At 42.7% G+C, this 26,873-nt stretch carries 27 protein-coding genes; all 27 read left to right on the top strand.

Annotation, left to right across the window (positions count from 1 at the left end):
• Positions 1–8: 8 nt before the first annotated feature.
• The 27 genes from Q4549_RS14535 (at position 9) to Q4549_RS14405 (ending at position 26,862) form a co-directional block, all read left to right on the top strand.
• The gene (locus tag Q4549_RS14535) at positions 9–1,142 is read left to right on the top strand and encodes a chemotaxis response regulator protein-glutamate methylesterase (RefSeq protein ID WP_303552968.1); all 1,134 of its coding nucleotides are present in this window, start codon (positions 9–11) and stop codon (positions 1,140–1,142) included.
• Positions 1,135–1,878 carry a flagellar motor protein gene (locus Q4549_RS14530; protein WP_303552969.1) on the top strand — a complete coding sequence of 248 codons (744 nt, stop codon included), beginning with the start codon at positions 1,135–1,137 and terminating at the stop codon, positions 1,876–1,878. The genes Q4549_RS14535 and Q4549_RS14530 overlap by 8 nt, the downstream gene beginning before the upstream one ends.
• Position 1,879: 1 nt before the next feature.
• Positions 1,880–2,803, top strand: coding sequence for a flagellar motor protein MotB (locus Q4549_RS14525; protein ID WP_303552970.1), 924 nt, complete (start codon positions 1,880–1,882; stop codon positions 2,801–2,803).
• Positions 2,804–3,589 (top strand): ParA family protein, encoded by a 786-nt coding sequence (locus Q4549_RS14520; RefSeq protein ID WP_303552971.1) that lies wholly within the window; start codon positions 2,804–2,806, stop codon positions 3,587–3,589.
• Positions 3,586–4,389, top strand: a complete 804-nt coding sequence (locus Q4549_RS14515; RefSeq protein ID WP_303552972.1) for a chemotaxis protein CheW — start codon at positions 3,586–3,588, stop codon at positions 4,387–4,389. Before Q4549_RS14520 ends, Q4549_RS14515 begins: the two co-directional genes overlap by 4 nt.
• A gap of 137 nt (positions 4,390–4,526) precedes the next feature.
• Complete coding sequence (locus Q4549_RS14510; protein WP_016401689.1) at positions 4,527–5,015, top strand: chemotaxis protein CheW; 489 nt, start codon at positions 4,527–4,529, stop codon at positions 5,013–5,015.
• Positions 5,016–5,441: a DUF2802 domain-containing protein gene (locus Q4549_RS14505; RefSeq protein WP_303552973.1), complete on the top strand. Its 426-nt coding sequence runs from the start codon at positions 5,016–5,018 to the stop codon at positions 5,439–5,441. It begins immediately after the preceding gene.
• A gap of 411 nt (positions 5,442–5,852) precedes the next feature.
• The gene (gene ccmA, locus Q4549_RS14500; RefSeq protein ID WP_303552974.1) at positions 5,853–6,488 is read left to right on the top strand and encodes a cytochrome c biogenesis heme-transporting ATPase CcmA; all 636 of its coding nucleotides are present in this window, start codon (positions 5,853–5,855) and stop codon (positions 6,486–6,488) included.
• Positions 6,488–7,153 (top strand): heme exporter protein CcmB, encoded by a 666-nt coding sequence (ccmB, locus tag Q4549_RS14495; protein ID WP_303514318.1) that lies wholly within the window; start codon positions 6,488–6,490, stop codon positions 7,151–7,153. Before ccmA ends, ccmB begins: the two co-directional genes overlap by 1 nt.
• 34 nt (positions 7,154–7,187) lie before the next feature.
• The gene (locus Q4549_RS14490) at positions 7,188–7,940 is read left to right on the top strand and encodes a heme ABC transporter permease (protein WP_303514321.1); all 753 of its coding nucleotides are present in this window, start codon (positions 7,188–7,190) and stop codon (positions 7,938–7,940) included.
• Positions 7,941–7,945: 5 nt separating this feature from the next.
• Positions 7,946–8,152 (top strand): heme exporter protein CcmD, encoded by a 207-nt coding sequence (gene ccmD / locus Q4549_RS14485; RefSeq protein WP_303514323.1) that lies wholly within the window; start codon positions 7,946–7,948, stop codon positions 8,150–8,152.
• On the top strand, positions 8,149–8,643 hold the full coding sequence (gene ccmE / locus Q4549_RS14480; protein ID WP_137671379.1) for a cytochrome c maturation protein CcmE: 495 nt from the start codon (positions 8,149–8,151) through the stop codon (positions 8,641–8,643). Before ccmD ends, ccmE begins: the two co-directional genes overlap by 4 nt.
• 10 nt (positions 8,644–8,653) lie before the next feature.
• Positions 8,654–10,648, top strand: coding sequence for a heme lyase CcmF/NrfE family subunit (locus Q4549_RS14475; RefSeq protein ID WP_303552975.1), 1,995 nt, complete (start codon positions 8,654–8,656; stop codon positions 10,646–10,648).
• Entirely contained in the window at positions 10,649–11,179 is a 531-nt protein-coding gene (locus Q4549_RS14470) for a DsbE family thiol:disulfide interchange protein (protein ID WP_137671377.1), read from the top strand.
• Positions 11,180–11,181: 2 nt separating this feature from the next.
• Complete coding sequence (locus Q4549_RS14465) at positions 11,182–11,652, top strand: cytochrome c-type biogenesis protein (protein ID WP_303552976.1); 471 nt, start codon at positions 11,182–11,184, stop codon at positions 11,650–11,652.
• Entirely contained in the window at positions 11,652–12,908 is a 1,257-nt protein-coding gene (ccmI, locus tag Q4549_RS14460; protein ID WP_303552977.1) for a c-type cytochrome biogenesis protein CcmI, read from the top strand. The genes Q4549_RS14465 and ccmI overlap by 1 nt, the downstream gene beginning before the upstream one ends.
• A gap of 162 nt (positions 12,909–13,070) precedes the next feature.
• Positions 13,071–13,844 carry a VacJ family lipoprotein gene (locus Q4549_RS14455; RefSeq protein WP_137671374.1) on the top strand — a complete coding sequence of 258 codons (774 nt, stop codon included), beginning with the start codon at positions 13,071–13,073 and terminating at the stop codon, positions 13,842–13,844.
• Between the two features lie 216 nt (positions 13,845–14,060).
• Positions 14,061–15,062: a response regulator gene (locus Q4549_RS14450; RefSeq protein ID WP_303552978.1), complete on the top strand. Its 1,002-nt coding sequence runs from the start codon at positions 14,061–14,063 to the stop codon at positions 15,060–15,062.
• A gap of 31 nt (positions 15,063–15,093) precedes the next feature.
• Positions 15,094–15,963: a glucose-1-phosphate thymidylyltransferase RfbA gene (rfbA, locus tag Q4549_RS14445; RefSeq protein WP_303552979.1), complete on the top strand. Its 870-nt coding sequence runs from the start codon at positions 15,094–15,096 to the stop codon at positions 15,961–15,963.
• Positions 15,964–15,984: 21 nt separating this feature from the next.
• Positions 15,985–17,058, top strand: coding sequence for a dTDP-glucose 4,6-dehydratase (gene rfbB / locus Q4549_RS14440; protein ID WP_303552980.1), 1,074 nt, complete (start codon positions 15,985–15,987; stop codon positions 17,056–17,058).
• Between the two features lie 243 nt (positions 17,059–17,301).
• A complete protein-coding gene (gene cysD, locus Q4549_RS14435; protein WP_137671372.1) occupies positions 17,302–18,207 on the top strand; it encodes a sulfate adenylyltransferase subunit CysD in 906 nt (301 codons plus the stop codon).
• A 109-nt stretch (positions 18,208–18,316) separates the two neighbouring features.
• Positions 18,317–19,738 (top strand): sulfate adenylyltransferase subunit CysN, encoded by a 1,422-nt coding sequence (gene cysN, locus Q4549_RS14430; protein ID WP_303514345.1) that lies wholly within the window; start codon positions 18,317–18,319, stop codon positions 19,736–19,738.
• Positions 19,738–21,465, top strand: coding sequence for an SLC13 family permease (locus Q4549_RS14425; protein ID WP_303514347.1), 1,728 nt, complete (start codon positions 19,738–19,740; stop codon positions 21,463–21,465). Before cysN ends, Q4549_RS14425 begins: the two co-directional genes overlap by 1 nt.
• 33 nt (positions 21,466–21,498) lie before the next feature.
• Positions 21,499–22,107, top strand: a complete 609-nt coding sequence (gene cysC / locus Q4549_RS14420) for an adenylyl-sulfate kinase (protein WP_303514349.1) — start codon at positions 21,499–21,501, stop codon at positions 22,105–22,107.
• 28 nt (positions 22,108–22,135) lie between these two features.
• A complete protein-coding gene (locus tag Q4549_RS14415; protein WP_303552981.1) occupies positions 22,136–23,101 on the top strand; it encodes a DHH family phosphoesterase in 966 nt (321 codons plus the stop codon).
• 252 nt (positions 23,102–23,353) lie between these two features.
• The gene (locus Q4549_RS14410; RefSeq protein WP_303514353.1) at positions 23,354–23,869 is read left to right on the top strand and encodes an outer membrane beta-barrel protein; all 516 of its coding nucleotides are present in this window, start codon (positions 23,354–23,356) and stop codon (positions 23,867–23,869) included.
• Positions 23,870–24,057: 188 nt separating this feature from the next.
• Entirely contained in the window at positions 24,058–26,862 is a 2,805-nt protein-coding gene (locus tag Q4549_RS14405; protein WP_303552982.1) for an SLBB domain-containing protein, read from the top strand.
• Positions 26,863–26,873 lie beyond the last annotated feature (11 nt).

Here is a 26,873-nt window from a genome sequence, read left to right as displayed (position 1 = left end):
AACCGAGAATGGCAATAAAAGTATTAGTCGTTGATGATTCAAGTTTTTTCAGACGTAGAGTTAGCGAAATAATCAACGCAGACTCTACGCTTGAAGTTATTGATACCGCTAAAAATGGCCGAGAAGCTATTGATATGGTTGCTCGGCTTAAGCCCGACGTGATTACCATGGATATAGAAATGCCGGTAATGGACGGCATTACCGCTGTTCGCGAAATCATGGCTAAAAATCCAACGCCCGTTTTAATGTTTTCATCTTTAACGCATGATGGCGCTAAAGCGACCTTAGATGCGCTTGAAGCTGGTGCGCTAGACTTTATCCCTAAAAAGTTTGAAGATATCGCGCGTGATAGAGAAGAAGCGGTTAGTTTATTGCAACAGCGAGTAAAAGCTATTGCACGGCGCCGAGTGGTAGCAAGAAGAACCGCTAGCCCGCCAGCGCCGGCAACAACTCGTCCTGCAGTGGCTCAGCGAAGAACTCCTGTTTCTTCCGGAGCCAGCAATGCTAGCCCTCCGCAGGCCACAGAACGCGCAAGCGTTAGTCCAAGATTTAAACCTTCAGGTAAACGTTATAAGTTAGTTGCTATTGGCACCTCTACGGGGGGGCCTGTTGCACTGCAAACCATTCTAACCTCGATTCCTGCTGGTTTCTCAAAACCGATTTTGTTGGTGCAGCACATGCCTGCCACCTTTACCGCTGCCTTTGCTCAACGCTTAAATAGTTTGTCACGGATTAATGTAAAACAGGCTGAAGACGGCGATGAACTTAGACCTGGTTGGGCCTATTTAGCACCGGGTGGCAAACAAATGTTAGTGGAAGGGCGCGGGCAATATGGTCGCTTACGCATCATCGAAGGTAACGATAAGGTAAATTATAAACCTTGTGTGGATATTACTTTTGCCTCTTTAGCTAAAAGTCATCAAAGTAATGTATTGGCGATGATCCTAACTGGAATGGGGGCCGACGGCCGAGATGGTTGTCGTTTGTTAAAAGAAAACGGCTCAACTATTTGGGCGCAAGATGAAGCCAGTTGTGTGGTATACGGTATGCCTCAAGCGGTGGCTAGCGCTGGTCTTGCTTCTGAGCAAATGCCTCTAGAGCAATTTTCTGATGCGATCGTTGCGGAAATAGGGAATGGATAAACTTAGCATCTTAGGCGTATTTATTGCGTTCTCTGCTGTTGGGTTTGGTCATACTTTTGCGGGCGGAAACCTTTCAGATTTAGTTAACCTGCATGCATTTATTATTGTTATTGGCGGCACTGTTGGAGCCGTTATGCTACAAACCCCGGCATCTCAATTTACTCAAGCAATTAAGTCTATTCCTAAAGTCTGGCAATCAAGCGATTTGACATTGAGTCACCAATTCAAGCAAATCTTAAATTGGTCTCATATTGTTAGGAAAGATGGTTATCTTGTTTTAGAAAAACACCCACAAGCTGATGCTTTTAGTTTATGTGGTTTAGAAATGTTGGTTGATGGTGCAGAGCCAAGGCAGCTAAAACAATCGTTAGAAGATATTATCGACTTAGAACAAAACCGTTTAGAAAAACAAGCCGGAGTATTTGAAGCCATGGGCGGATATTGTCCAACTGTTGGTATTTTAGGGGCGGTGTTAGGCTTAATTCAGGCCATGGACTTTTTAACCAGCCCTGAACAGCTAGGTCAAGGCATCGCAGTCGCCTTTGTGGCCACCATTTATGGCGTTGGTTTTGCTAACTTTGTTTTTTTACCTATCGCTAATAAATTGCGAGCAGTCGCAAGCGAGCGCGCTATTTATCAAGAAATGACCTTGGCCGGTTTAGTGTCGATAGCCGAAGGGGCAAGTAGTATTGAAATCCAGCGCCGCTTGAGCGCATTTACTCAAGAGTTGACTTAAGATGCGACGCCGCTATGCGGTTCACGCTAAACCCAAGGCTAGTAGTGAGCGTTGGTTAGTATCTTACGCCGATTATATGACGTTGATGTTTGCACTGTTTGTAGTCTTGTATGCGATGGCTATTGCCAACGAAAATGAATATCCCGAATTGCAACAGCGCTTACAGCAAGCCATTGCCTTATTCGAGGAATCAGATTCAGCGATTTTACCTATTGAATCCAACAGTGCTGCTAATAATGAAGAAGGTATATTGTTCTCTGGTCAATCCATACTGGATGGTATTTCTCCGGCTAAAAAAACGCCCGTTCATTTCAGTGAGAATGATCATAATCCCGCATTAGACGAATTTTCAGAATTAGCCGAGCAATTAGTCTACGAATTTAAAGATTTTCTAAAAAGCGACGATATAGTAATAAGTTATGATGAACAGTGGCTGACTATCGAATTAGACAGTCGTTTATTTTTTGCCAGCGGTAGTGCTTATTTATTAAAACCAGCAGCGCAAGTTATCGATCAACTGGCTGAGCGGCTAAAACATATCGATAACTTTATTCGAGTGCGTGGTTATACTGATGAAACGAGTATAGATAGTGAACTGTATCCAAGCAATTGGGAGCTTTCGGCAGCAAGGGCTACACGAGTATTACGTGAGTTACAAAGCCGCGGAGTTACTCCCGCTAGAATGGCGATAGAGGCATTTGCTGAGTACGCACCAGAAGGTTTGGCTCAAGGTCACCGACAAAACAGACGTGTTGTTATCGCGTTGTCGAGTAAGGTATGGGAACCAACGGTGGTTGCTAAACAAATAGACGTTCCAGCGGGGGAAGAGCTAGAAAAGCCCTTAAAAAAACCCGATAGTGATACCATGTTAGCCGTGCCCATTGAGGGCGGTGGCGTTCGATTTACGACAAGGCAGGAAGAATAGGTGAAAGTTTGGACGGTTGCTAATCAAAAAGGCGGTGTAGGTAAAACTACCACGGTGATTTCGCTTGCCGGTTTATTAGCTCAGCAAGGTAAGCGGGTATTATTGCTTGATACCGATCCCCACGCATCGTTAACTAGCTATTTAGGTTTTGACGTAGATAGCGTGCAAGGAACCCTATACGAGCTTTACCAAAATACTCAGCTTGACGATGCAATGGTAACTCACAGTATTCAGGCCACTTCTTTTGATAATCTTGATTTAATTCCCGCCAGTATGGCCTTAGCAACCTTGGATAAAGTGCTAGGGCAGCGAGAAGGTATGGGCCTAATTCTTAAGCGTATTTTGGCTAGAGTTGAGCATCAATACGATTACGTTTTAATTGACTGCCCGCCTGTATTAGGTGTGATGATGGTGAATGCGCTAGCCGCGAGCAGCCGAGTGTTAGTGCCAGTGCAAACAGAGTTTCTAGCCATTAAAGGTTTAGAACGTATGGTGAAAACCCTCGCCATTATGCAGCGTTCTTGCCCTGAGCCTTTGCGTTACACGGTAGTGCCTACCATGTACGATAAACGAACCCGCGCTTCGCTAAGTGCATTAAAAGAGCTACAAGAAACTTACCCTAAGAATATTTGGAACTCAGTGATTCCAATTGATACCAAGTTTAGAGATGCCAGCTTGCGTCACGCGCCGCCTTCATACCATATAAAAAATTGTCGTGGAGTATTTGCCTATCAAACCTTGCTGGCGCACTTGCAGCAAATGACCGATGAGCAGGGGCTGCTATGAATAGCGACAAGATGATGGAAGAAGCATTAGGCAGTTATTTCGACTCTTTATTAACAGAGCCTAATCAAGCTCCTGAAAAAGCAGATGCTGAACCTATTGTTGAAGTAGCCAAAACACCAGAGCCGCAAGTAAAACCTTTAGCTAAATTATTCGAAGAAGCAGAGCAGCGAGTTGCTGCTGTTGCTGAAGCCAAACCGGTTTTATTGCCGATTGCAGAGATTCCCGAACAAGCTCCAGAAGTTGAAGAACAACAAGAAGCCAAAGAACAAATAGTTGTTGAAGACGAACAGCATGTTGAAACTCTGGTAGATACTGAATTTGAACCAGCGGCTGAGGCAGTTCGGCCTGAATGGCAAAATATTGAAACTGAAAATGATTTTCAGGTGCTATTCTTTGAAGTAGCTGGAGTGACTTTTGGTGTTCCGCTAACAGAGCTAGGTGGTATTCACCGCATATCCGAGGTGAGCCCCTTGTTTGGTAAGCCAAGTTGGTTTTCGGGCATAATGATTGAGCGAGAACAAAAGCTATCGGTGGTTGATACCGCAAAATGGGTGATGCCAAATCAGCCTTTTGAACCCGATTACAAATATTTAGTGATGTTGGGTGAAACTGCTTGGGGCTTAAGTTGTGAAAAGCTGTTTGGCACAGAACGTCTTACCAGAGACGATGTTAAATGGCGTTCGGAACCCGGTTCCAGACGTTGGTTAGCGGGAATGGTTAAGCAAAAAATGTGCGCTTTGGTTCACGTAGAAGAGTTACAGAAAATGCTGAGCGAAGGCGTGAATATCGAAGGGCAATAAAATAGTGAGACACGGCTAGGTTTCTTAAGTGGAAAGAGTAGGAAAATCTGCCGTTTAGTTTTATAACATATGATATATACTGAATATAAGAGTTGCGAGATCCGATTGGACTCACGAACAACAAAAAGGACACGCAGATGAGCGAGCAGCGTAATATCGCAGAAAATATTGCCGAAGATGAAGTACTACAATGGGTGACTTTTCAACTAGAAAGTGAGACCTATGGAATTAATGTAATGCAAGTGCAAGAAGTGCTGCGTTACACTGAGATTGCTCCTGTTCCTGGCGCACCAAACTATGTACTCGGTATTATCAATCTTCGTGGTAACGTGGTTACTGTTATTGATACCCGCTCGCGCTTTGGGTTGCCGTCATCAGACATTACTGAGAATTCACGTATTGTTATTATTGAAGCTGAATCTCAAGTGATTGGTATTTTGGTGGATAGCGTAGCAGAAGTGGTTTATTTACGTTCTTCAGAAATTGATATTGCGCCAAATGTAGGCACTGAAGAAAGTGCTAAATTTATTCAAGGCGTAAGTAATCGTGATGGTCAATTGTTAATCCTAGTGGATTTAAACAAGCTGCTTTCAGATGAAGAGTGGGACGAAGTAAGCTCACTATAAATGGATTGGATTAATCTTATTGCCCTAGTGGTAACAGTGCTTTGCCTTAGTGGGGCCTTCTGGCTCCTTAGTAAGGCAAAGCAGCAAGCTGAAGCAAGTGAAAACAAAATGCTCAGCTTAGAAACGGTGACTAAAAACCTTCTTAAGACTCATCGCGTTATTGAAAAGCAATTGCAAGAGCTGCATGTTGCCAACGCTTCTTTAGTAAAAGAGCTTGAGCGCCAGAGTGATCAAGTCGAACAAGCATTTTTGCGAACCTCTCAAATTCAATCGCAAGACCCAGACAGTAAGTTATATACACGCGCTGTTAAATTAGTGGAATTAGGGGCGGATCTAGAAGAAGTAATGCGCGAATGTGAGTTACCAAAAGCTGAGGCTGAATTATTGCTTAGTTTGCGTAACAAGATGAAGGGCGAAGTAAGCTAAGCTTTATTTTTAGTGGCTCAGGCCTGATTTGACAATTGCGGACTTTAGAGACACTTGTTAGCTTAGATTCTAGCCAGCTTTTTTTCAGCCAAAATCAATTTCCCATCAACTAATATTTCAAATGGAGCTAATGCGTTTATCTCCGTTTGATTGGCCTTCAACACTCCACCTTGCGGCTACCTAGTCAGCTCCTATTATTAATTGTGCTGTTTTAAACGAATTTATCCATAGCTGATTATTATATTTTCGGTGTGAGCTTTAACTTACTCGTTGGTCTTAAAATAAACTTTGAATATTTGTTACTTAGCTTGCAAAGCGCTGTAAGCATGAGGTTAATTTAGCTGGCTAAGTTAGATTTAATGGTTAGCTGTGGTAACATCCAAGCCAATTATTTTGTCAAAATGATGATCGATGCTTAAAGCTAGTGAACTGTGTTGTGTAAGGGAAGAACGGGTATTGTTTGACGGGCTGTCTTTTACCTTACTCCCTGGAGAAATACTGCAAATAGCTGGCCCAAATGGGGCAGGTAAAACTAGTTTACTGCGGCTTATCGCAGGGCTTTCTCGCCCTGAAAGTGGTGAAATTATCTGGCAAGATCATTCTATTACTCAAGATGCCGACAGCTATCATCGAGATTGCCTTTATTTAGGTCATCATGCAGGGGTGAAAGCAGAGTTGAGCGCCTTAGAAAACCTCAGATTTTATTTGGGCTTAGCTGGGCAAAGTTTGGCGCAAGAGCAACTCTATGCTTTGTTAACTCGAGTAGGGCTAGCGGGCTTAGAAGAAGAGCCTGTTGCTCACCTTTCTGCTGGTCAACAAAGGCGCGTAGCGTTAGCGCGTTTATGGTTGGTAAAACGTAAGCTTTGGATCTTAGATGAACCCTTTACTGCAATTGATAAACAGGGTGTAGCGTATCTTGAGCAAGTGATATTCGAACATGCTAAATCCGGTGGGATGGTGTTGCTTACCACGCACCAAGAACTAAATATTGCTCCTGAGCATTATCGAGTACTAGAGATTAAACCCGCCTTTGAAGAGGTGGTATAATGCAGGTTTTCATCACAGTCATTAAGCGCGAATTATTGGCTGCTTTTCGCCAAAAATCAGATGTACTAAACCCATTGTGGTTTATTCTAATTGTTATTACTTTGTTTCCTATCGCTGTAGGCCCCGAGCCTTTGTTATTGGCAAGAATAGCGCCCGGAATCTTATGGGTTGCTGCTTTGTTATCTTCGCTATTATCGTTAGAACGCTTGTTTCGCGATGATTATGCTGATGGCTCTTTAGAGCAGATGATTATTGGTGGCTCGCCGTTGGCCTTGATTGCTTTAGCGAAAATTGTCGCCCATTGGTTGATCACCGGCTTACCTATTTTACTGTTGTCGCCTTTGTTAGCAGTATTGCTGTCTCTAGAGTGGCAAAGCTTTCAAGCGACGTTCTATACCTTGGTGTTAGGTACGCCAGTCTTAAGTTTGATTGGCTCGGTTGGAGTAGCGTTAACGGTGGGTTTACGCAAAGGCGGAGTGTTGCTTAGCTTACTTATCTTGCCGCTTTACATACCGGTGCTTATTTTTGCGACATCTGCGATTGAAGCAGCGTCTTTAAGCTTGCCCTATGCAGGGCATTTAGCGATTATGGGGGCAATTAGTTTACTGGCTTTAACACTGGCTCCTTTTGCTACCGCTGCTGCGCTAAAAGTTAGTATTAACTAAATATATTTAATTAAGTGAGAGAGTAAATACCATTATGTGGAAATGGTTACATCCTTACGCAAAACCAGAAGCCAGTTACCAATTAGCCGGTAAATTTGTGCCTTGGTTTAGTGTGTTTGCTATTGTTTGTTTCGCTGTTGGATTGGTGTGGGGATTAGCCTTCGCTCCAGCAGATTATCAACAAGGCGATAGCTTTCGTATCATCTATATTCACGTACCTTCAGCCATTTTGTCGATGGGTGCATATTCTTCTATGGCCGTGGCTGCTTTTATTGGATTAGTTTGGCAGATTAAGCAAGCCGATATGTACGTAGCCGCTGTTGCGCCAGTAGGGGCGGTATTCACATTTATTGCTTTGTTCACCGGTGCCGCTTGGGGTAAGCCCATGTGGGGTGCTTGGTGGGTATGGGATGCACGTTTAACCTCTGAGTTAATTTTGCTGTTTTTGTATTTGGGTGTCATTGCGTTATATAACGCGTTCTCAGACAAAACCATGGCCGGCAGAGCGGCAGGCATTTTAAGCTTAGTGGGCGTTATTAACCTGCCGATCATTCACTATTCAGTAGAGTGGTGGAATACCCTGCATCAGGGTGCAACCATTACTAAATTTGATAAACCTTCAATAGATTCGGATATGTTATGGCCTTTGTTGCTGAACATTGCTGCCTTTACATTTTTCTTGGGCGCAGTGAGTTTAGTGAGGTTTAGAACAGAACTATTACGCCGTGAGCAACGTAGACCGTGGGTACAACAACTTATTAATCGCCACTCTCAGGCTAGAGGTTGAACGCCATGCAATTTGAATCAGTCAGTGATTTTTTAGCCATGGGCGGCTATGCATTTTATGTATGGCTAGCGTTTGGTGTTAGTGCTGCAGCCATGATTGCCATTGTGGTAGACAGCATAGTTAAACGTAATGCAATTTTTAAATCGGTGGCACGCCAATCGGCTCGCCAACAACGCGTACAAGCAGCAAAAGAGGTAACTGAACGCTTATGAACCCAAGACGTAAAAAACGCTTAACCATTGTGTTGGCCATTGTACTTGGATTGGGGGCGTCAATCGGCTTACTGCTATTTGCTTTGCAGCAGAACATTGATTTGTTTTACACACCTACGGAGCTTGTGAAAGGCAAAGGCAAGCAAGAAGTGAAACCTGAGGTCGGCCAACGGCTACGTATCGGTGGCTTGGTGTTGCCTGGCACGGTGGAACGCTCACAAACGAGTTTACAAGTTAGCTTTAAGCTTAGTGACGCTGGCGGAGGAATAGTTACGGTGCTTTATGAAGGCATTCTTCCAGATTTATTCCGCGAAGGGCAAGGCATTGTGGCACAAGGTGAGTTAGTAGACGCAAACACCGTGTCGGCATTTGAAGTACTAGCAAAACATGACGAAGAATATATGCCACAGGAAGTGGCAGAAGCGTTAGAAGGAATGGAACACTTTAAACCTGAATATACAGAGGCCCAACTTCAGGGCTCTGGACACTAGAGACGGAACTATGATCCCGGAACTTGGACATTACGCCTTAATTTTGGCGGTTACTCTGGCTATTTTACAAAGCGTTTACCCCTTATGGGGCGCCAGTAAAAATAGCGTGGCCTTAATGAAGTTAGCGCGACCACTGGCCTTGGGGCAGTTCGCCTTTGTTGGCTTGTCATTTGTGGTATTAAGTTACTCATTTGCCATTAATGATTTCTCCGTCGCTTATGTGGCTAATAACTCAAACAGTCAGCTGCCCGTGTATTACCGACTATCTGCAGTTTGGGGGGCACACGAAGGCTCACTATTGTTGTGGGCACTGATTTTAGCTGGTTGGGGCGCTGCTGTGGCTATGTTTAGCCGTGGTTTACCTTTAGATGCAGTGGCGCGCGTTGTTGCAGTTATGGGCATGATTTGTGTTGGTTTCTATTTATTTATTCTGCTTACTTCAAATCCATTCGATAGAACATTGCCGTTCTTCCCGGTCGATGGACAAGACTTAAACCCCTTATTACAAGACGTTGGTTTAATATTCCATCCACCGCTGCTGTACATGGGTTATGTAGGTTTCTCTGTAGCTTTTGCTTTTGCCATTGCTGCACTGCTTGCCGGGCGTTTAGATTCTACTTGGGCACGCTGGTCTCGCCCTTGGACAATGGCCGCATGGATATTCTTAACTGTAGGCATCGCGTTAGGTAGTTGGTGGGCATACTACGAACTCGGTTGGGGTGGTTGGTGGTTCTGGGATCCAGTAGAAAATGCATCGTTTATGCCTTGGTTAGTGGGCACAGCTTTGTTGCATTCTTTAGCGGTAACCGAAAAGCGAGGAGTGTTTAAATCGTGGACGGTATTGCTGGCGATTTCAGCTTTCTCGCTCAGCTTATTAGGTACCTTTTTAGTCCGCTCAGGAGTATTAGTATCAGTACATGCATTTGCTAGTGACCCTGCTCGAGGCTTGTTTATTCTAGGCTTCTTGCTAGTAGTGATTGGTGGTTCTTTACTGCTGTTTGCTATTCGCGGCTCTCAAGTTAAAAGCCGTGGTAGTTATAGCTTGTTTTCACGAGAGACCTTTTTGCTGATTAACAATATCTTGCTGATCGCGGCGTTAGTGGTGGTGTTGCTAGGCACCTTGTTGCCGCTAGTGCATAAAGAGATAGGCTTGGGCAGTATTTCTATTGGTGAAGCGTTCTTTAACAGAATGTTTAGCTGGATGATTGTGCCATTTGCTTTGGCTTTAGGCATTGGCCCGTTGCTGCGATGGAAACGTCAAGATATACGACCACTTAAAAAGTCTTTAAGCCTTATCGCTGTGTTTAGTTTAGCGGTTCCGGCATTGTTGCTGGTAATGCTTGCGCCAAAATTTTATGCCTTAGCCTATATGGCCTTAGTGTTATCTTTTTGGGTGATTGCTTGTACCGCCCTAGAAGTGTATTTACGGGCAACGCATCGCCACAGCTTTATGAAAGGCGTTAAAGTACTTAGTCGCTCTCATTGGGCAATGGTATTAGGCCATTTGGGTTTGGCAGTAACGGTCATTGGTGTTTCCATGACTAGCCATTACAGTATTGAACGCGATTTGCGTATGGAGGCGGGTGAATCGGTTACCTTCGCTGCTTATCGTTTCCACTTTAAAGAAGTTAACCCTTTAGTTGGCCCCAACTATGAAGGTCACGTGGGGGTGATTGACGTATACAAAGGCGAACAACTTGCTACCACTTTACGCGCAGAAAAACGTTTCTATCGTGTGCAGCGTAATATGATGACAGAAGCGGCCATTGACGCCGGCTTGTGGCGAGACCTATATGCTGCAATGGGTGAGCAATTGCCCGGAGGTGCGTGGGCTGTACGCTTGTACTATAAGCCATTTATTCGTTGGATTTGGTTAGGCTCTATCATTATGGCTATTGGCGGTATTTTTGCTATGGCCGATAAGCGGTACCGCTTTAAAGTGAAACAAGAGCAGTTGAGTGACAAAACTCCTACTCAAGCTAAAGCATTAGCGGAGGAGTCGTAAGTGAACAAACGCGCGATGTATTTCCTTTTGCCACTGATCGCATTTTTGTTTATGGCGGTGTTTTTATATCGCGGTTTATATAGCGATGCCACAGAGCTTGAGTCGGTACTTATTGGTAAGCCAGTGCCTCAATTCACTTTGCAGGATATTTATCAGCAAGACAAACAACATGACGCTGCTATTTTTAAAGGGCAGCCCCTGTTGTTGAATGTGTGGGCAACGTGGTGCCCAACCTGTCGAGCTGAGCATACCTTCTTGAATTCGTTAGCGGCACAAGGCGTAAAAATTGTCGGCCTTAATTACAAAGACGACCGAAGCAAAGCAATTAAGTGGTTAGAGCAATTAGGCAATCCTTATCAAGTGAACTTGTACGATGGTAAGGGCTTACTCGCTCTCGACTTAGGGGTATACGGTGCACCTGAGACTTACTTTATTGATAGCCAAGGTGTTATTCGTTATCGCCATGTGGGCGACGTAAACGCTCGTAATTGGCAAGAAACCCTCGGTCCTATTTTTAGTGGCTTGGAGTAACGATGAATAAACATCTACGAAGTATTCTGGTCGCCTTATGTTTTTGTGTGCCAATAGTGGCCAATGCTGCGATTGAGGCACATGAGTTTGATTCTCCAGAGCAAGAAGAGCTTTTTAGGGAGTTAACCCGTGAACTACGTTGCCCTAAGTGCCAGAACAATAATATCTCTGATTCAAATGCTGGTTTAGCCCAAGACTTACGGGAAAAGACCTATCAAATGGTGAAGTCGGGTAGTGATAAACAGCAAGTTCTAGATTATATGGTGGCGCGTTATGGCAATTTTGTTCGTTACGACCCACCACTAACACCTGCAGTACTAACGCTTTGGTTAGCTCCTATTGGCATTATTTTTATTGGCGGCTTTACGGTTTGGCGCTTAGCTAGGCGTAAAAAAAGCGCTCAGCCAGAGTTAAATTCACAAGAACAACAACGCCTAGCAGAGTTGCTTAAACAAACGGAGCAAAAGAAATAATGACAGTATTCTGGTTAGCTGCCACCGTTCTTACTATTGTAGCGTTAGCAATAATAGTGTTGCCGCTTTGGAAGCAAAGACAATCGAAGTCGGTCACCCAAACTGAGTTAAATAAAACCCTCTATAAAGACCGCTTAGTTGAAATTGAGCAAGAAAACCAACAAGGTTTAGCCGAAGACAGTGACGTGCTAGTGAGTGAACTACAGCACAATTTGTTAGACGATATTCCCGAGGAAACAACCAAGGAGCAATCTCATGTATCAGCTTGGGTAGCGATTCCTGGTGTGGTGTTTATTATCGCTTTATCTATTGGTATGTATGCAAGCCTAGGCGGTTCAAAACAAGTTCAAGATTGGCAAGACATTGTTCAACAAATGCCCGAGCTAAGTAATAAAGTGTTACTTGGTGAGGGAGGAGAAGTAACCGAGCAAGATTTGTCGAATTTTGCACTGGGCTTGCGAACTAAATTGCATAACGATCCTTCAGATACTCGAGGTTGGTTTTTGTTAGCAAAAGTTGGCCAAGCGCTTAATCGTTTAGATATTATGATGGATGCAGCAGAACAAGCTTATATGCGTGACTCTAACAGCGCCAATATTGTGGCGGTGTATGTTCAGTCTTTGTTCTACAGCGGCGAGCCAAATCAAGCGGCAAGAGCAGAGCGAATTTTGGTGCTAGCCTTACAAAAAGATTCGAGCCAGTTAGAGTTATGGTCGTTATATGCATTTATGGCTTTAGAGCAACAACAGTTTCAGTTAGCGATAGATCGCTGGCAAACAATGCAAGGTTTGGTTGATGTAGACTCTGAACGCTACCAAATGCTTGGACAAAGCATCGAGTTTGCTGAGGGACAAATTGCCGCTCAGCAGCAATCTCAGTCAGCTGAAGTTGTAAGTGTTGACCCAGTAGTTCCAAGTGGACCTAGTTACAGTATTACCGTTGATGTTAAAGATGGTTTAGCGGTTCCAGACTCTAGCTTTTTGTTTGTATTTGCTAAATCGGTAAATGGCCCGCCCATGCCTTTAGCGGCTAAGAAGGTTGCTCACCCTCGCTTCCCTGTTACGGTGAACTTATCCGACAGTGATAGCATGATGGAAGGGTTGAAGTTGTCGCAGCAAGGGGACTTCTACATTACCGCGCGTTTATCTTATGACAATAATGTACAAACTACCGATGGTGATTGGGAAGGAAAATCTTCTGCTATATCTCAAGGTGGTGATAGCCCAATACAGTTAGTCATTGATACCCAGCTATAACTTTGTATTAATACTGTAAGCAATAATAGTTTTTACTATTCACATTAGGCTATCGGTGCCATAATAAACTTAGGTTGCTTAGCAACCTTTTTTTATTTGTGTCGCAACTAGCTATCACTGTTTAGTTTTGCGAGTAGTACAAGACCAAGGAAGGGGCACTGGGTGCGTAGTGTTGTTATAGCTTTTGCGATGTTTAGCGCTATTTTTTCAACTGCATTCTCAACATCAGCAAATGAAGTTGAAGAGCTTCCTGAACCTTATCAAGATTTTTCCGACCCCTTTGAAAGCTTCAATCGAAGCATGTGGAACTTCAATTATAACTATTTAGACAAACCGCTTTACCGACCCGTAACTCACGTTTACGCAGAGTATATTCCTTTTGGATTACGCGAAGCGATGAATAACGTTATTCGAAACCTGGAAGAACCCGCTAGTTTTGCCAACCATTTATTGCAAGGCAAAGTTGAACGCGCCTCTAATAATCTAGTTCGCTTTTTGTTTAATTCTAGCTTTGGTATTTTTGGTGTTTTTGACTTGATGGGCCGCTCAGGTGTAAAGCGTGACATCGAAGAATTTGGCGATGTGATGGGCTTTTATGGAGTGCCTGAAGGCCCCTACGTGATGTTGCCAGTACTCGGTCCCACCACTGTACGTAAAGAAGTGGGTGATTGGGTTGATGCATTTGCTTCACCGCTGACTAACTTAACTTTTGCAGAACAAGTGATTAAATGGGGCTTAGATGGTCTCTATAAACGTGCATCGGTCATTGAACAAGAACCTTTGCTAGACAACTCCCTCGACAGCTATACTTTCGTAAAAGATGCCTACCTGCAATATCGTTTATATCGTTTTTATAACGGTAAACCGCCTACCAGTTCTAAAGAAGACATAGATTCAGCTTTAGAAGATTATTTGGATGAGATCGAAGAATATTAACTAAGCTATGGTATCAACCAGTTGCTTAGTTACAGAGAAAGCGATCTATGCTGGGTGTTAGTGTTTACTTTTATTTGATGGCTCATGGTTTCTCTCGATAAGTTATAAATTTTGAACTCGCTAACTAGCGTTATTTACAATTTACTTATATAGTCAACTGATTAGACCATTGGTCTCTTACTAACTTATTAATTAATAAAGGGAAGTTTACGGGGAATGCAACAGCGGGACGATAATCCACTGTATGGGATTTCTATTTTGGTTGTTGAGGATGAAGTTGTTTTTCGTCAGCAGCTGCTTGCCTTTTTAACCCAACAGGGTGCAATGGTTGGGGTTGTTGAAGATGGTCTACAAGCTTTAGACGCAATTGCTCAGCAGCACTACGATATTATCTTGATGGATCTCATGATGCCCCGTATGAATGGGGTTGAGTTACTGCAGCGCTTAGATAATTACAACGGTAGCGTTGTGGTTATTTCTGGAAAAAGCTCCATGGCCGATTTGCGAAAGGTACTGCAATTGGGAGCCTGTGATTTTCTAGTTAAACCCTTAACTGACTTTAACGAACTTACTCATACCATTCTCTCTAATCTCTCAATGGCTGATGACCATAGCTTGCAAATGGAGTTTGCTGAGTTTGATGAACATAAAGTTCACTTCAAAACCAACGATGCTCAAGCGAGTTTAGTGTTAAGAGAGATTTTGCCGGAAGCAACTCAGGAAGTGATTGGTTTTTTCTGCCATTACCGCTTAAAAGGCCAAACCTTATTCCCAATTATTAAACAAATTGATGAAAACCACGTAGGCTTTTTGGTGGTAGATATTTGTTTATTGGGCGATGAGGGCGTAGTCGCTGCCGTGATCATTAATGGCTTTTTCCAAGACATGTGGAATCGCTTTTTAGTCAACGACCCCACAGCGTTACAACCCAGTGAAGCCTTAAGTAACTTAAATCGAATCATTAAAGCGGCAGATTTACGCGCTCCTGTGGCCTGTTTGTACGGTATTATTGAACATGACCAAGTATTGTTTGCCAACGCTGGTCTGTTAGACGCACCAGCGCCGTTTAATACCGCCCACCCCGGTTTAGCCTTGGGCTTAAATGCCGAAGCTCACTATCTCGAGTCGATTAGTAAGCTTTCTGATATCGGCTTTAGCTTACGTTTCAAAAACCTCGCTGATGATCGAATAAACCTGAAGTTATTTCCGGTAAGCTGAATTCATTTATCTGAGATTTTTAGAGGTTGCTTTGAAACGTAAAGGAATAGTTTTAGCTGGGGGTTCTGGGACTCGCTTGTACCCCATAACCCAAGTGATTAGTAAACAACTAATGCCTATCTATGATAAGCCGATGATCTATTATCCAATAGCCACATTGATGCTAGCGGGGATCACCGAAATCTTAATCATTTCTACGCCTGACGATCTTCCCCGTTTCCAAAAGCTTTTAGGTAATGGCTCCCAGTGGGGAGTAACATTTGAATATGCAGTGCAAAATTCCCCAGATGGTATTGCTCAAGCATTGTTAATCGCAGAAACCTTTCTGGATGGCAATCCTACATGCTTAGTTTTAGGTGACAATCTGTTTTATGGACAGGGTTTATCTCTAGCTTTAAGCTCTGCTGCTAAACAAAGAGAAGGGTCGTGCGTTTTTGGTTACCATGTAACAGATGCAGAAAGATATGGTGTGGTTGAGTTTGATAAAAATGGAAAAGTGTTGTCTATCGAGGAAAAGCCAGAAGTGCCCAAATCAAGTTTTGCGGTTACTGGTTGCTATTTTTTTGATAATCAAGCGGTTAACTTAGCTAAACAGCTTAAACCTTCCAAGCGCGGTGAACTAGAAATTACAGATCTAATAAACTTATATTTGGAACAAGGGTTATTAAAAGTTCAGTTACTCGGTCGCGGTAGCGCATGGTTAGACACGGGTACTCATGACTCTTTGCTTGAAGCTGGACAGTTTATTGCCGTTTTGGAGAAACGACAAGGTTTGAAAGTTTGCTGTCCAGAAGAAATAGCGTATCGACTTGGATTAATTAGCGCTCAACAACTAAAAGCATTAGCTGAGCCAATGCTCAATAACTCCTATGGTAAATACCTAAATGCACTTGTACCTTAAGCCCTGATAGTGAGTCTTTATATGAATAAACGAATGTTGGTAACCGGAGGAGCGGGCTTTATTGGCGCTAACTTTGTGCACTATTGGTTACAACATCACCCTAAAGATCAACTTGTTGTTTTAGATTCTCTGACTTATGCAGGGAATAAAGCGAGTCTTGCTAAGGTTGAAAGTCACGCAAATTTTAAATTTGTGCTTGGAGATATTTGTAATACTGATTTAGTGGCGAGTTTGTTAGATGAAGAAAAACTTAATACCATTGTTCATTTTGCTGCAGAGTCTCATGTCGACCGCTCGATTACCGGACCTGATGCTTTTATCGAAACTAACATTATAGGAACCTACAGTTTATTAAAAGCAGCAAAAAGGGTTTGGATTGATAACCCTAATATCTTGGGTATGCCGTCGTTAGTGCATCGGTTTCACCACGTTAGTACAGATGAGGTATACGGAACACTTGGTCCCAACGACTCCGCTTTTTCGGAAAACAGCCAATATGCACCTAACTCGCCCTATTCAGCAAGCAAGGCTGCAAGCGATCATCTAGTTCGCGCTTATCACCATACTTACGGTTTGAAAGTAACTACTTCTAATTGTTCAAATAATTACGGTCCTTATCATTTTCCTGAGAAACTTATCCCATTAGTGATTACTAATATACTAGGCGACAAAACTTTGCCTGTTTATGGTGATGGGATGCAAGTTCGAGATTGGCTTTTTGTGGAAGATCATGCTCGAGGTATCGAGCTGGTTCTAAATAAAGGGCGAATAGGAGAAAACTACAATATCGGTGGTAATAATGAGTGGGCAAATATTGATATTGTAAAGTTGGTTTGCCAATTATTGAACCGTCGTTTCAAAAAATCATCTGAATTGGCTAGTCAGTATCCACTGGCTAAAGCCGCTATTGCAGGTAAAGCGGAATCGTTAATTAGTTTTGTTGATGATAGACCGGGGCATGATCGCAGATATGCAATTGATGCTAGAAAAACTCAACAAGAATTAGGCTACGTTCCATCGGTGTCTTTTGAACAAGGCATTGAACTTACTATTGATTGGTATTTAAGCGCTCAAAATTGGTTGAAAGCACTTTAGTGAAAACAGAGTTTTAAAGGTTCTGTTGTTCAACCATCCATCTCTATTTTTTATACGACACAAAACCTAGGTATTCCTTACATCACGTTCCTGAATGCAGAAGTTCATATAGCCTTAGAATCACAAGTTATTAAAAGTAGCATAATGTTATAGAGCGGTTACTAGTAGTGGCTAGCTTTATCAGTTAGTCTGAGCTTGTTTTATATTCGATTACGATATAACGAACTAAGAGCTGAAGACTAAATGGAAAATTATAATTTAACTCATCTAAAAGCATTAGAAGCCGAGAGTATCCATATCATTCGCGAAGTAGCGGCTGAATTTGACAACCCGGTAATGCTCTATTCTGTGGGTAAAGACTCCGCGGTAATGCTTCATTTAGCGCGCAAGGCTTTTTACCCAGGAAAAATACCTTTCCCATTGCTGCATGTGGATACCGACTGGAAATTTAAAGAAATGATCCAGTTTCGCGACCACATGGCAAAAAAATATGATTTTGAATTGTTAGTGCATAAAAACCCTGAGGGTATGGAAATGGGCATTGGTCCATTTACGCATGGTAGTGCTGTGCATACCGATGTAATGAAAACTCAAGGTTTGAAGCAAGCCCTCAATAAATACCAGTTTGATGCAGCCTTTGGTGGCGCACGCCGCGATGAAGAGAAATCTCGCGCTAAAGAACGTGTTTATTCATTCCGTGATAAAAACCATCGCTGGGATCCAAAGTCACAACGACCAGAGCTATGGAACACCTATAACTCAAAGGTGAACAAGGGCGAGAGTATTCGCGTATTCCCGCTATCTAACTGGACTGAGCTGGATATCTGGCAATACATCTTTTTAGAAAACATCGATATTGTGCCTCTTTACCTTTCTCAAAAACGTCCCGTTGTAGAGCGTGATGGTACCTTGATTATGGTTGATGATGACCGTATGCCAGTAGAAGAGGGTGAAATACAGCACAAAATGGTGCGTTTCCGTACTTTAGGCTGTTACCCATTAACCGGCGCGGTTGAGTCTGAAGCCACCACTTTGCAAGAAGTTATTCAAGAAATGCTGCTGACCAAAACCTCTGAGCGACAAGGCCGTGTGATTGATCACGATAGTGCCGGCTCAATGGAGAAGAAAAAGATGGAAGGTTACTTTTAACGTAATTGTCTAGTTAACTGTACCAAGTAGCATTTTTGCCAAGCAAATGTTTGGCGTATTTAGAACAGAATTTATGAGCCTAGTAAATAACTAGGAAAGTGAGGGAAACATGTCTCATCAATCAGCACTGATTGCTTCAGATATTGAAGAGTATTTACAGCAGCACGAACAAAAGCAACTACTGCGTTTATTAACTTGCGGTAGCGTAGACGACGGTAAAAGCACCTTAATTGGTCGCTTGTTGCATGATTCAAAGATGATCTTTGAAGACCAACTCGCCACCATTAAAAATGACTCTAAGCGGTTTAATACCACTGATGGTGAGTTTGATTTAGCGCTGTTGGTTGATGGCTTGCAATCTGAGCGAGAGCAGGGCATTACTATCGACGTTGCTTATCGCTATTTCTCGACCGATAAACGCAAGTTTATTATTGCCGACACCCCAGGGCACGAGCAATACACTCGAAACATGGCTACAGGTGCCTCTAACTGTGACTTAGCGATTGTGATGATTGACGCTCGTTACGGTGTGCAGGTTCAAACTCGTCGTCATAGCTTTATTGTTTCAACTCTTGGCATTAAGCAAGTCATTGTAGCTATTAACAAAATGGACTTGGTTGAGTTTTCTGAAGCGCGTTTTGAAGAAATTAAAGCCGAGTATCAAAAGTTTGCTGAGAACCTAAACATAGAACACATTAAGTTCGTGCCTATCTCTGCGCTTAATGGCGATAACGTTGTTGAACGTAGTGAGCAAAGTGCTTGGTATCATGGCGAAACTTTAATGGGCATGTTGGAGTCGGCGCCTATTAGCGCGGGCCAAAACTTCGATGATTTCCGTTTCCCTGTGCAATATGTCAATCGCCCTAATTTAGATTTCCGTGGCTTTTGCGGCACCATTAGTTCTGGTGTGGTTCGTAAGGGTGATGAAGTCACTTCTTTGCCATCAGGTAAAACCTCGAAAATTAAAAGCATTGTTACTTTTGACGGTGAGTTAGAAGAAGCATATGCGCCAATGGCGGTAACGCTTACCCTAGAAGATGAAATTGATGCTAGCCGCGGTAACATGCTGGTGCATAGCAATAATAAACCTTGGGTAGCGAGCAGTGCAGAAGCTACCATAGTGTGGATGGCTGAAGAGCCGCTTATCGCTAACAAACAGTATGATTTTAAACTGGCATCTAAAACAACGTCTGGCTCTGTGGCTAAAATTGAACACCAAATTGACGTAAACACCTTAGATGAACAGGAAGCTGTGCGTTTAGGTTTGAATGAGATTGGTGTATGTCAAATCCAATTCAGCCAACAGGTCGCTTTTGACGCTTACGATGTGGCTAAAGGGACGGGTTCTTTCATTATTATCGACCGTATTTCTAATGTAACTGTGGGTGCGGGTGTAATAAAAGCCAAAGGTAACTTAGAAGAAGCAAGCCAACAGCATGAGTTCTCTGCTTTTGAACTAGAACTTAACGCCTTGGTTCGCAAACACTTCCCACATTGGGATGCTAAAGACTTAAGCGATTTACTTAAGTAATGAGCATTCAGGCAATAATGGTGGCGGTGATTTTCGTTGGCACCATTGCGTCTTTAATACGCTATCAGCAGTACCCCGCTAAAATATTTGGTGGGGTAATGCTATTGCTGTTTGTACTGGACTTAGTCAGTACCGAGCAGCTCCTTGATAGCGTATCTAACCAAGGCTTAATGACCTTGGTACTATTGATGCTGTGTTCTATTGCCTTGGAAAAAACCCGCTTGCTGAGGGTATTGGCCGCATCCATTATTAAGCCTTCACTACGTGTTACTTGGATAAGGCTGTTCTCAACCACAGTGTTGTCATCAGCAGCGCTTAATAATACTGCCGTTGTAGCAACGCTATTAGCCCCTATTCGTAACAACCCTTATCACAGCGCCAGTCGCTTATTGTTACCTTTGTCTTACGCGGCTATCCTGGGTGGCACACTAACGCTAATTGGTACTTCGACGAATCTCATCGTAAATAGTCTGTTAATAGAGAGTACTGGTGAAAGCTTAGGCTTTTTTGATTTTACCTTAATTGGCTTAGTAGCAGTGGTTTTTTGCGGCATCACCTTAGCCTTTTTTTCGCGTTATTTGCCTGACCATAAACGCGAAGAAAATAATTACCATCGTTATTTTATTGACGCAAAAATTCAAGCCGATTCAACACTGATTGGTAAAAGTGTTGAAGAAAACGGCCTACGCCACTTAGAGTCATTATTCTTAGTCGAAATCGTTCGCGATGGAAAACTCATCAGCCCTGTTGCTCCTAGCGAAGTGATGCAACAAAGCGATCGTTTAATCTTTAGTGGCGATGTCACTAAGGTTATGCAGTTAAATCAATTCTCAGGCTTACAAACTTTTGCTGATTCAAACGGCTTACTAGGGTCGAATCTAACTGAAGTGGTTATTCGACCGGAAAGCATGTTAGTAGGCAAAAGTTTAAAGGGTGCAGGGTTTCGAGCTCGGTTTGATGCTGCTGTAGTGGCGATTAAACGCGATGGAGAGCGGGTATCCGGCAAGCTTGGTGAAGCTACGCTTCAAGCGGGTGATTTTTTAGTATTGGCGGTGGGTGGCGATTTTAAATCGAGAACCAATTTAGCGAAGAACTTTATTGTAGTGAGTGGTGTTGAACCTGATACTCGCTTAAATGGGCTTTCTGAAATTATTGCCATTGGTGGTTTTATACTTGCTGTTGGCAGTGCTGCTCTTGGTTTAATTAGTTTGTTTAAAGCTATGGTGCTGTTGCTCGGTGGTTTGATTTTCTTCAGGTGTTTAACGCCTAGCGAATTAGTGAGGCGTTTCCCTAAAGAAATTTGGTTGATAGTCGCCTCAGCCTTGGCGTTATCACAAGCGATGCATAACGCAGGTTTGGTTCAGCTTTTAGAAAGCGCTTTTAATGGTGGTATAGACGGCCAGTGGATCTTTATTAGCTTGTTTATGTTATATCTGCTTACGTGGATATTCACCGAACTGGTGACTAACAACGCAGCGGCTGCTTTGATGTTTCCTGTAGCTTATGGTTTAGCTAATGCCTTAGGCGCTAACCCCATGACCTTTGTAATGACAGTCGCGTTTGCGGCTAGTGCCAGCTTCGTGAGTCCTTACGGCTATCAAACAAATTTGATGGTTTACAACGCAGGGCGCTATAGCCTGCGAGACTTTGTAAAATTAGGTTTTCCTGTAGCTGTTGTATATGGCGCAGTAGTATTAACATTGGTTCCAATGGTCTTTCCATTATAGGCCGTTAGTTATATAGAATTGAGTAGGGTGAACATGGACATCAAAAGTGAAAATGTAGTTTGGCATAACCATAGCGTTAATCGTGAGCTGCGTGTAATGAAAAAAGGCCATAAACCTTGTGTGCTTTGGTTTACTGGCTTAAGTGGCTCTGGCAAATCAACCATTGCTAATGCCGTAGATTATTTGTTGTATCAACGTGGTGTTCATACCTACGTGCTTGATGGTGACAACGTTCGACATGGTCTAAATGGAGACTTAGGTTTCTCTGATACGGACAGGGTTGAAAATATTCGCCGAATTGGTGAAGTGGCTAAGCTCTTTGTTGATGCAGGCCTAGTTGTTTCTACTGCCTTTATTTCCCCTTTTAAGGCTGATCGTAGCTTAGTTCGAAATCAGCTCGATGCCGGTGAGTTCTTCGAAGTATTTATTGATACGCCTTTAGAAGTGTGCGAGCAAAGAGATCCAAAAGGTCTGTACAAAAAAGCGCGCAGTGGCGAAATTAAAAACTTCACCGGTATAAGTTCTACCTACGAAGCACCAGAGCAGGCGGATGTGCATGTAAACACAGATGGCAAGTCTATAGAACAGTGCGCCGAGTATGTTGTTGCCGCATTAGTAAGCGCTGGCATTATTAAAGCCTAAGCTACGGGCTGATTGTAAGGAGCTTCTGTTGAGACATATCGATATATTTAATGGTGATGCGGACGGGATTATCTCTCTGATTCAACTGCGCTTGAATCAGCCTAAAGACAGTATTTTGGTCACTGGAGTTAAACGAGATAATCAGTTGATGAATGACTTCGAGTTTAAAACAGCTGATCAAGTGACCGTATTAGATATATCCATGGAGAAAAATCAAGCTGGCCTAAAGCAAGCTTTAGACCTTGGCGCGCAGGTTGAATATTTCGATCATCACCGTTCTGGAGATATTCCACAGCACGGTAATCTTTTTGCTCAAATAGATACCAGCGCCGACATGTGTACTGCATTGCTGGTGGATGCAAAGCTAAAAGGTAAGTATCGCCATTGGGCTATTGCGGCAGCTTACGGCGATAATTTGATTGCTAAAGCTAATGAGCTTGCCGAGGCAGAGGGCTTAAATAAAGAGCAGCGCAATCAACTAAAAGAACTTGGCGTATTGGTTAACTATAATGGCTATGGTTCAAGTATTGAAGATCTTCACTTTGCGCCGGCGGAGCTGTTTAATCAATTACGTTCATACCACTCTCCATTTGACGTAATAACTGATCCAAACTCGCCTTTTCGTCAGCTTAAAAAAGCCTATGAACAAGACATGTCTTTAGCTAAGCGTGTCTCTCCTCATTATCAGTCTTCTAGTTTAAAAGTAGTTATTTTACCGAATTCAAGCTGGGCTAGAAGGGTAAGCGGTGTTTTGGGCAATGAACTAGCAAACTCTGACCCATCTAGAGCTCATTTAATATTAACAAAACGCAATAGTGACACTTCAGTGGTTAGCCTGCGGTCTCCAATTACTAAAAAGTATGGCGCTGGTGACATTTGCGCAAAGTACGATACGGGTGGGGGACGCGAATCGTCAGCGGGTATAAATGTCTTCCCATTAGCGTCACTCAATTCACTTGTGTCTGATATAGAGGGTTTCTACTGCGTTAAATAGTTGGATCAAAAGACTAATATTTAACCTGTTGATGCTCTTTATACTTGCTTTGTATCAAATTTAAATCAATTAAACGTACCGCTTCGTAAAACTATACCGTTATGTAATTTATTGTTTTAACAATGAATAATAGTTGAATTATTAGGCTTGATTGAGATTCCATCTAAAGTAACAGCTGCCTTCTTCGGTTTAACGTAATTTTTGCTGTGTTATACTCTCGCCCGGTTATTAGCTGAGTGTAGGGATAAGCTCGTGTTTACGTCGAAACGTATAAAAATTCTATTTTCAATCTTCGCTTTTCTATCTATTAGCACTAGCGCTCAAGCTAATACATATGCTGGAGCCATTTTCTCGTATACCTCCGCAGAATACACCGCTGAAGGCTCTTCTAGTCAAGAAGGCAAGCCGTGGGTCTTGCAAGCTCAAGTCGGCCATTACTTCAACGATTACTTAGCTGTAGAAGGTCGTTACGGTGTATCTACAGGGCGTTCAGGTGGTATATCAATCGACGGGCTGGCCTCACTATTGGTTAAGGGAAACATTCCGTTAACAGAGCAAATAGCTATGTACGGCTTACTGGGCGGCTCAAGCGCTAAACTTGATCAACAGAATGTCGGCTCTAGTACAGAATCTGGGATGAGTTTTGGTTTAGGTGGTCATTATGCCTTGAGTAAAAGTAGCGCCATCACTTTAGAGTATCTGAGTAGTTTGAACAGTGACAATGCAAAAATTGGTGGAGTGAATATGGCTTTTCAATATCGCTTTTAGTCCCTAAGGGCGCATGTGTTTAGCATAAGTGAACAGATAACATACATTTTGTTTATTAATTGGCTTTTAGAAGGCTGAATGCCAAATGTAAGTTTACGTAAAGATGCTATTTGAAGTATTATCGCACTTGTCATTAAGAACGATATAATAATTTAAAATTTTTGCTAAAAGAAAGAGAAGAATTCGGAATGAAATTTGGACTAAGACGTCTCATTGTTGTTTGCTTGTTAGGCTTATCTAATATTGTCGTCGCTATGAACCTTAGCCCAGATCAAATGCAAATGTTGAAGAATCTACCGGCTGACCAACAGGCTGCATTAGCTCGCCAGTATGGCGTAGATATTTCCCAATTTTCATCTGGTGGCGCTTCGCAAAATCAAGCCAATCAGGTGGTCACTCCTCAGCTTCCTCAAAAGCGTGACTTACAAGCTGAACAGCAGGCTCTAGCAGATAAAAATAGTGCTGGAGAAACTAAAGAATTACAGCGTTTTGGTTTAGATGTCTTTGCTACCCAGCCGACCACTTTTGCACCCCTAAACAATATCCCGGTTACCGACAATTATCGGCTTGGCCCTGGTGACTCTCTTAATGTTCAACTATTTGGTAAAGAAAACAGTACATTTGAATTTAGGGTTAATCGCCATGGTAGCATCAGTTTCCCAGAGTTAGGGCCTGTTTATGTAGCGGGTTTAACTTTTGATGAAGTAAAAGAATTACTTAGTCAGCAAGTCAAAGAAAAGAAGATTGGCGTTCGTAGCAATATCACTATGGGTGAACTACGTACCGTTGAAGTATTTGTATTAGGTGATGCTTACCAACCTGGCAAGTATTTAGTGAGTTCTTTGTCTACCATTACCCATGCTCTTTATGCGAGTGGCGGTATTAATCAACAAGGCAGCCTACGTGACATTCGACTGCTACGTGACGGGCAGCTGATCAGCCGATTTGATGTTTACGACCTCCTTATAAAAGGTGACACCAGTAACGATTTACAACTGCGTAATGGCGATGTGATTTTTGTAGGCCCTCTTGGTGATACTGTCAGCGTAGAAGGTGAAGTGGTGAGGCCTGCTATTTATGAGCTTTCGGGTTCTGAAAATGTAGATGGGCTAATCAAGCTAGCCGGCGGTTATACGACTAAGGCTTACAAAAAATCAGCGCGATTTGAGCGTATTACTCACGAAGGTTTAATTGACTTAGTAACACTGGATTTGAATGCTAAAGCGGATTTATCAAAAAACCTACAAAATGGTGATTTTTTAACGATTGAGCAAGTTGCAAAACGCACCCAAAACTATGTATCGATTAAAGGTAACGTAGCACGCGATGGCCGTTACCAGTGGCGTAAAGGACAGCGAATAGCTGACTTGTTTCCTAGTATTCACAGAAGCTTAAATAACAGTAGTGATTTAAATTATAGCTTAGTTATTCGCAAAGCAGATGACCGAACTATTTCTGTACTACAGGTAAACCTAGAACAAGCAATTACCGAAAAGCATTCAATTGATAATATTTTGTTAAAACCAGAAGATGAAATACTGGTATTTACCAAATATGATTTGGAGCTATTTAGTGAAGCCTTTCAAATTGGTGCGAAAGAAAAGGATTTACTCAGTGCTGATGCCGCAAGCTTTAATGCAAAAATGGAAAATGCAGAACAGGTAGCTAATCAAACTGTTGGCGCACAGCCAGTCGGCTTTGTACCAAACCAATCAGTAGCACAAAATCAAAATGTTCAACAACAAAATAGCCAGCAGCAAAACTCAAGTCTGCAGGTGCCTGGCGAGCAACCAAGTTCAGTGAAAGGTATGCAATCTAGAAGCAACCAACCAAAGGTTGAAACTGAAATAGAGCGAATTGCCAGAATTACCGATACCTCAGTAGAAGAAATAGAAAAGGTTCTTAATTCAACCCGTGAGAAATTATTAGCTCCAGTACTAATCATGTTGCAAGAACAGTCTAGTGCGAATAGAGAGTTAAATGTTGTAGAAGTGTTTGGTGAAGTTAAATTTCCAGGGATCTATCCCATCACTAATAAAAACACCTTAAAAGATCTTATTGAAGCAGCTGGCGGACTAAAAAATGGCGCTTATGCGCTGCATAGTGAACTGACTCGAACTATTGTTCATGATGCAAATGCTGATGTCACCTTACTTCGCTTAGACTTAAACGATGTTCTTCAAAATAACCCGGAGCAAAACCTAGTCTTACAAGCGCGAGACCGCCTAAATGTGCTGGCTATTCCTAATCTAAGAAAGCAACGGACTATTAGTCTGCAAGGTGAGGTACGTTTCCCTGGCACGTATGTGATTAAACGAGGTGAAACACTTGGTGATTTGGTAGGAAGAGCTGGCGGCTTAACCGAATATGCCCACCAAGATGGCGCTGTATTTACCCGTGAAGCATTACGTGTAAGGGAGCAAAAACAACTGGACTCTTACGCTGAAGGTATTCGCCAAGAAGTTGCTAAGAAAAGCTTACGCCAAAGTGGCCCGGGTAGTTTTACCTCATCATCGAGCCCAACAGAACAGCTTGAGCTAATTCAAGAGATGAGCGGAACACAAGCTCTTGGACGTATGGTAGTGGATCTTCCAGCTATCTTATTAAGTGACTCTTCTAAAGACTTTATGTTAGAAGATCAAGATTTGCTTTACGTACCGCAATACCGCAACACGGTAACTATAATGGGCGAAGTACAAATTTCTACTTCGTACTTGTTGAATGACGAATATAACTTTAAAGATTATATAAACTTTGCTGGCGGAGCTAAGAAGCAAGCTGACGAAGACAGGGTGTTTGTGGTTAGAGCAAATGGCTCTGTGTATAAGCCAGAATCGGGTTTCTGGTTTAAAAATAATAAACAACCTTTAGAGCCCGGTGACACAATCGTGGTACCTATCGATACAGATTACCGTGATGCGCTAAGTACTTGGACAGCCGCTACCCAGATTCTATATCAAATTGGTGTAGCGTATAACGCGATTAACAAGTAGCGCGGAACTAA

The sequence above is a fragment of the Agarivorans sp. 2_MG-2023 genome, from assembly GCF_030548085.1.
Classification (GTDB): domain Bacteria; phylum Pseudomonadota; class Gammaproteobacteria; order Enterobacterales; family Celerinatantimonadaceae; genus Agarivorans.
The sequence above is the reverse complement of the archived record's forward strand: the minus strand, read 5'-3'. Positions and strand labels throughout refer to the sequence as shown.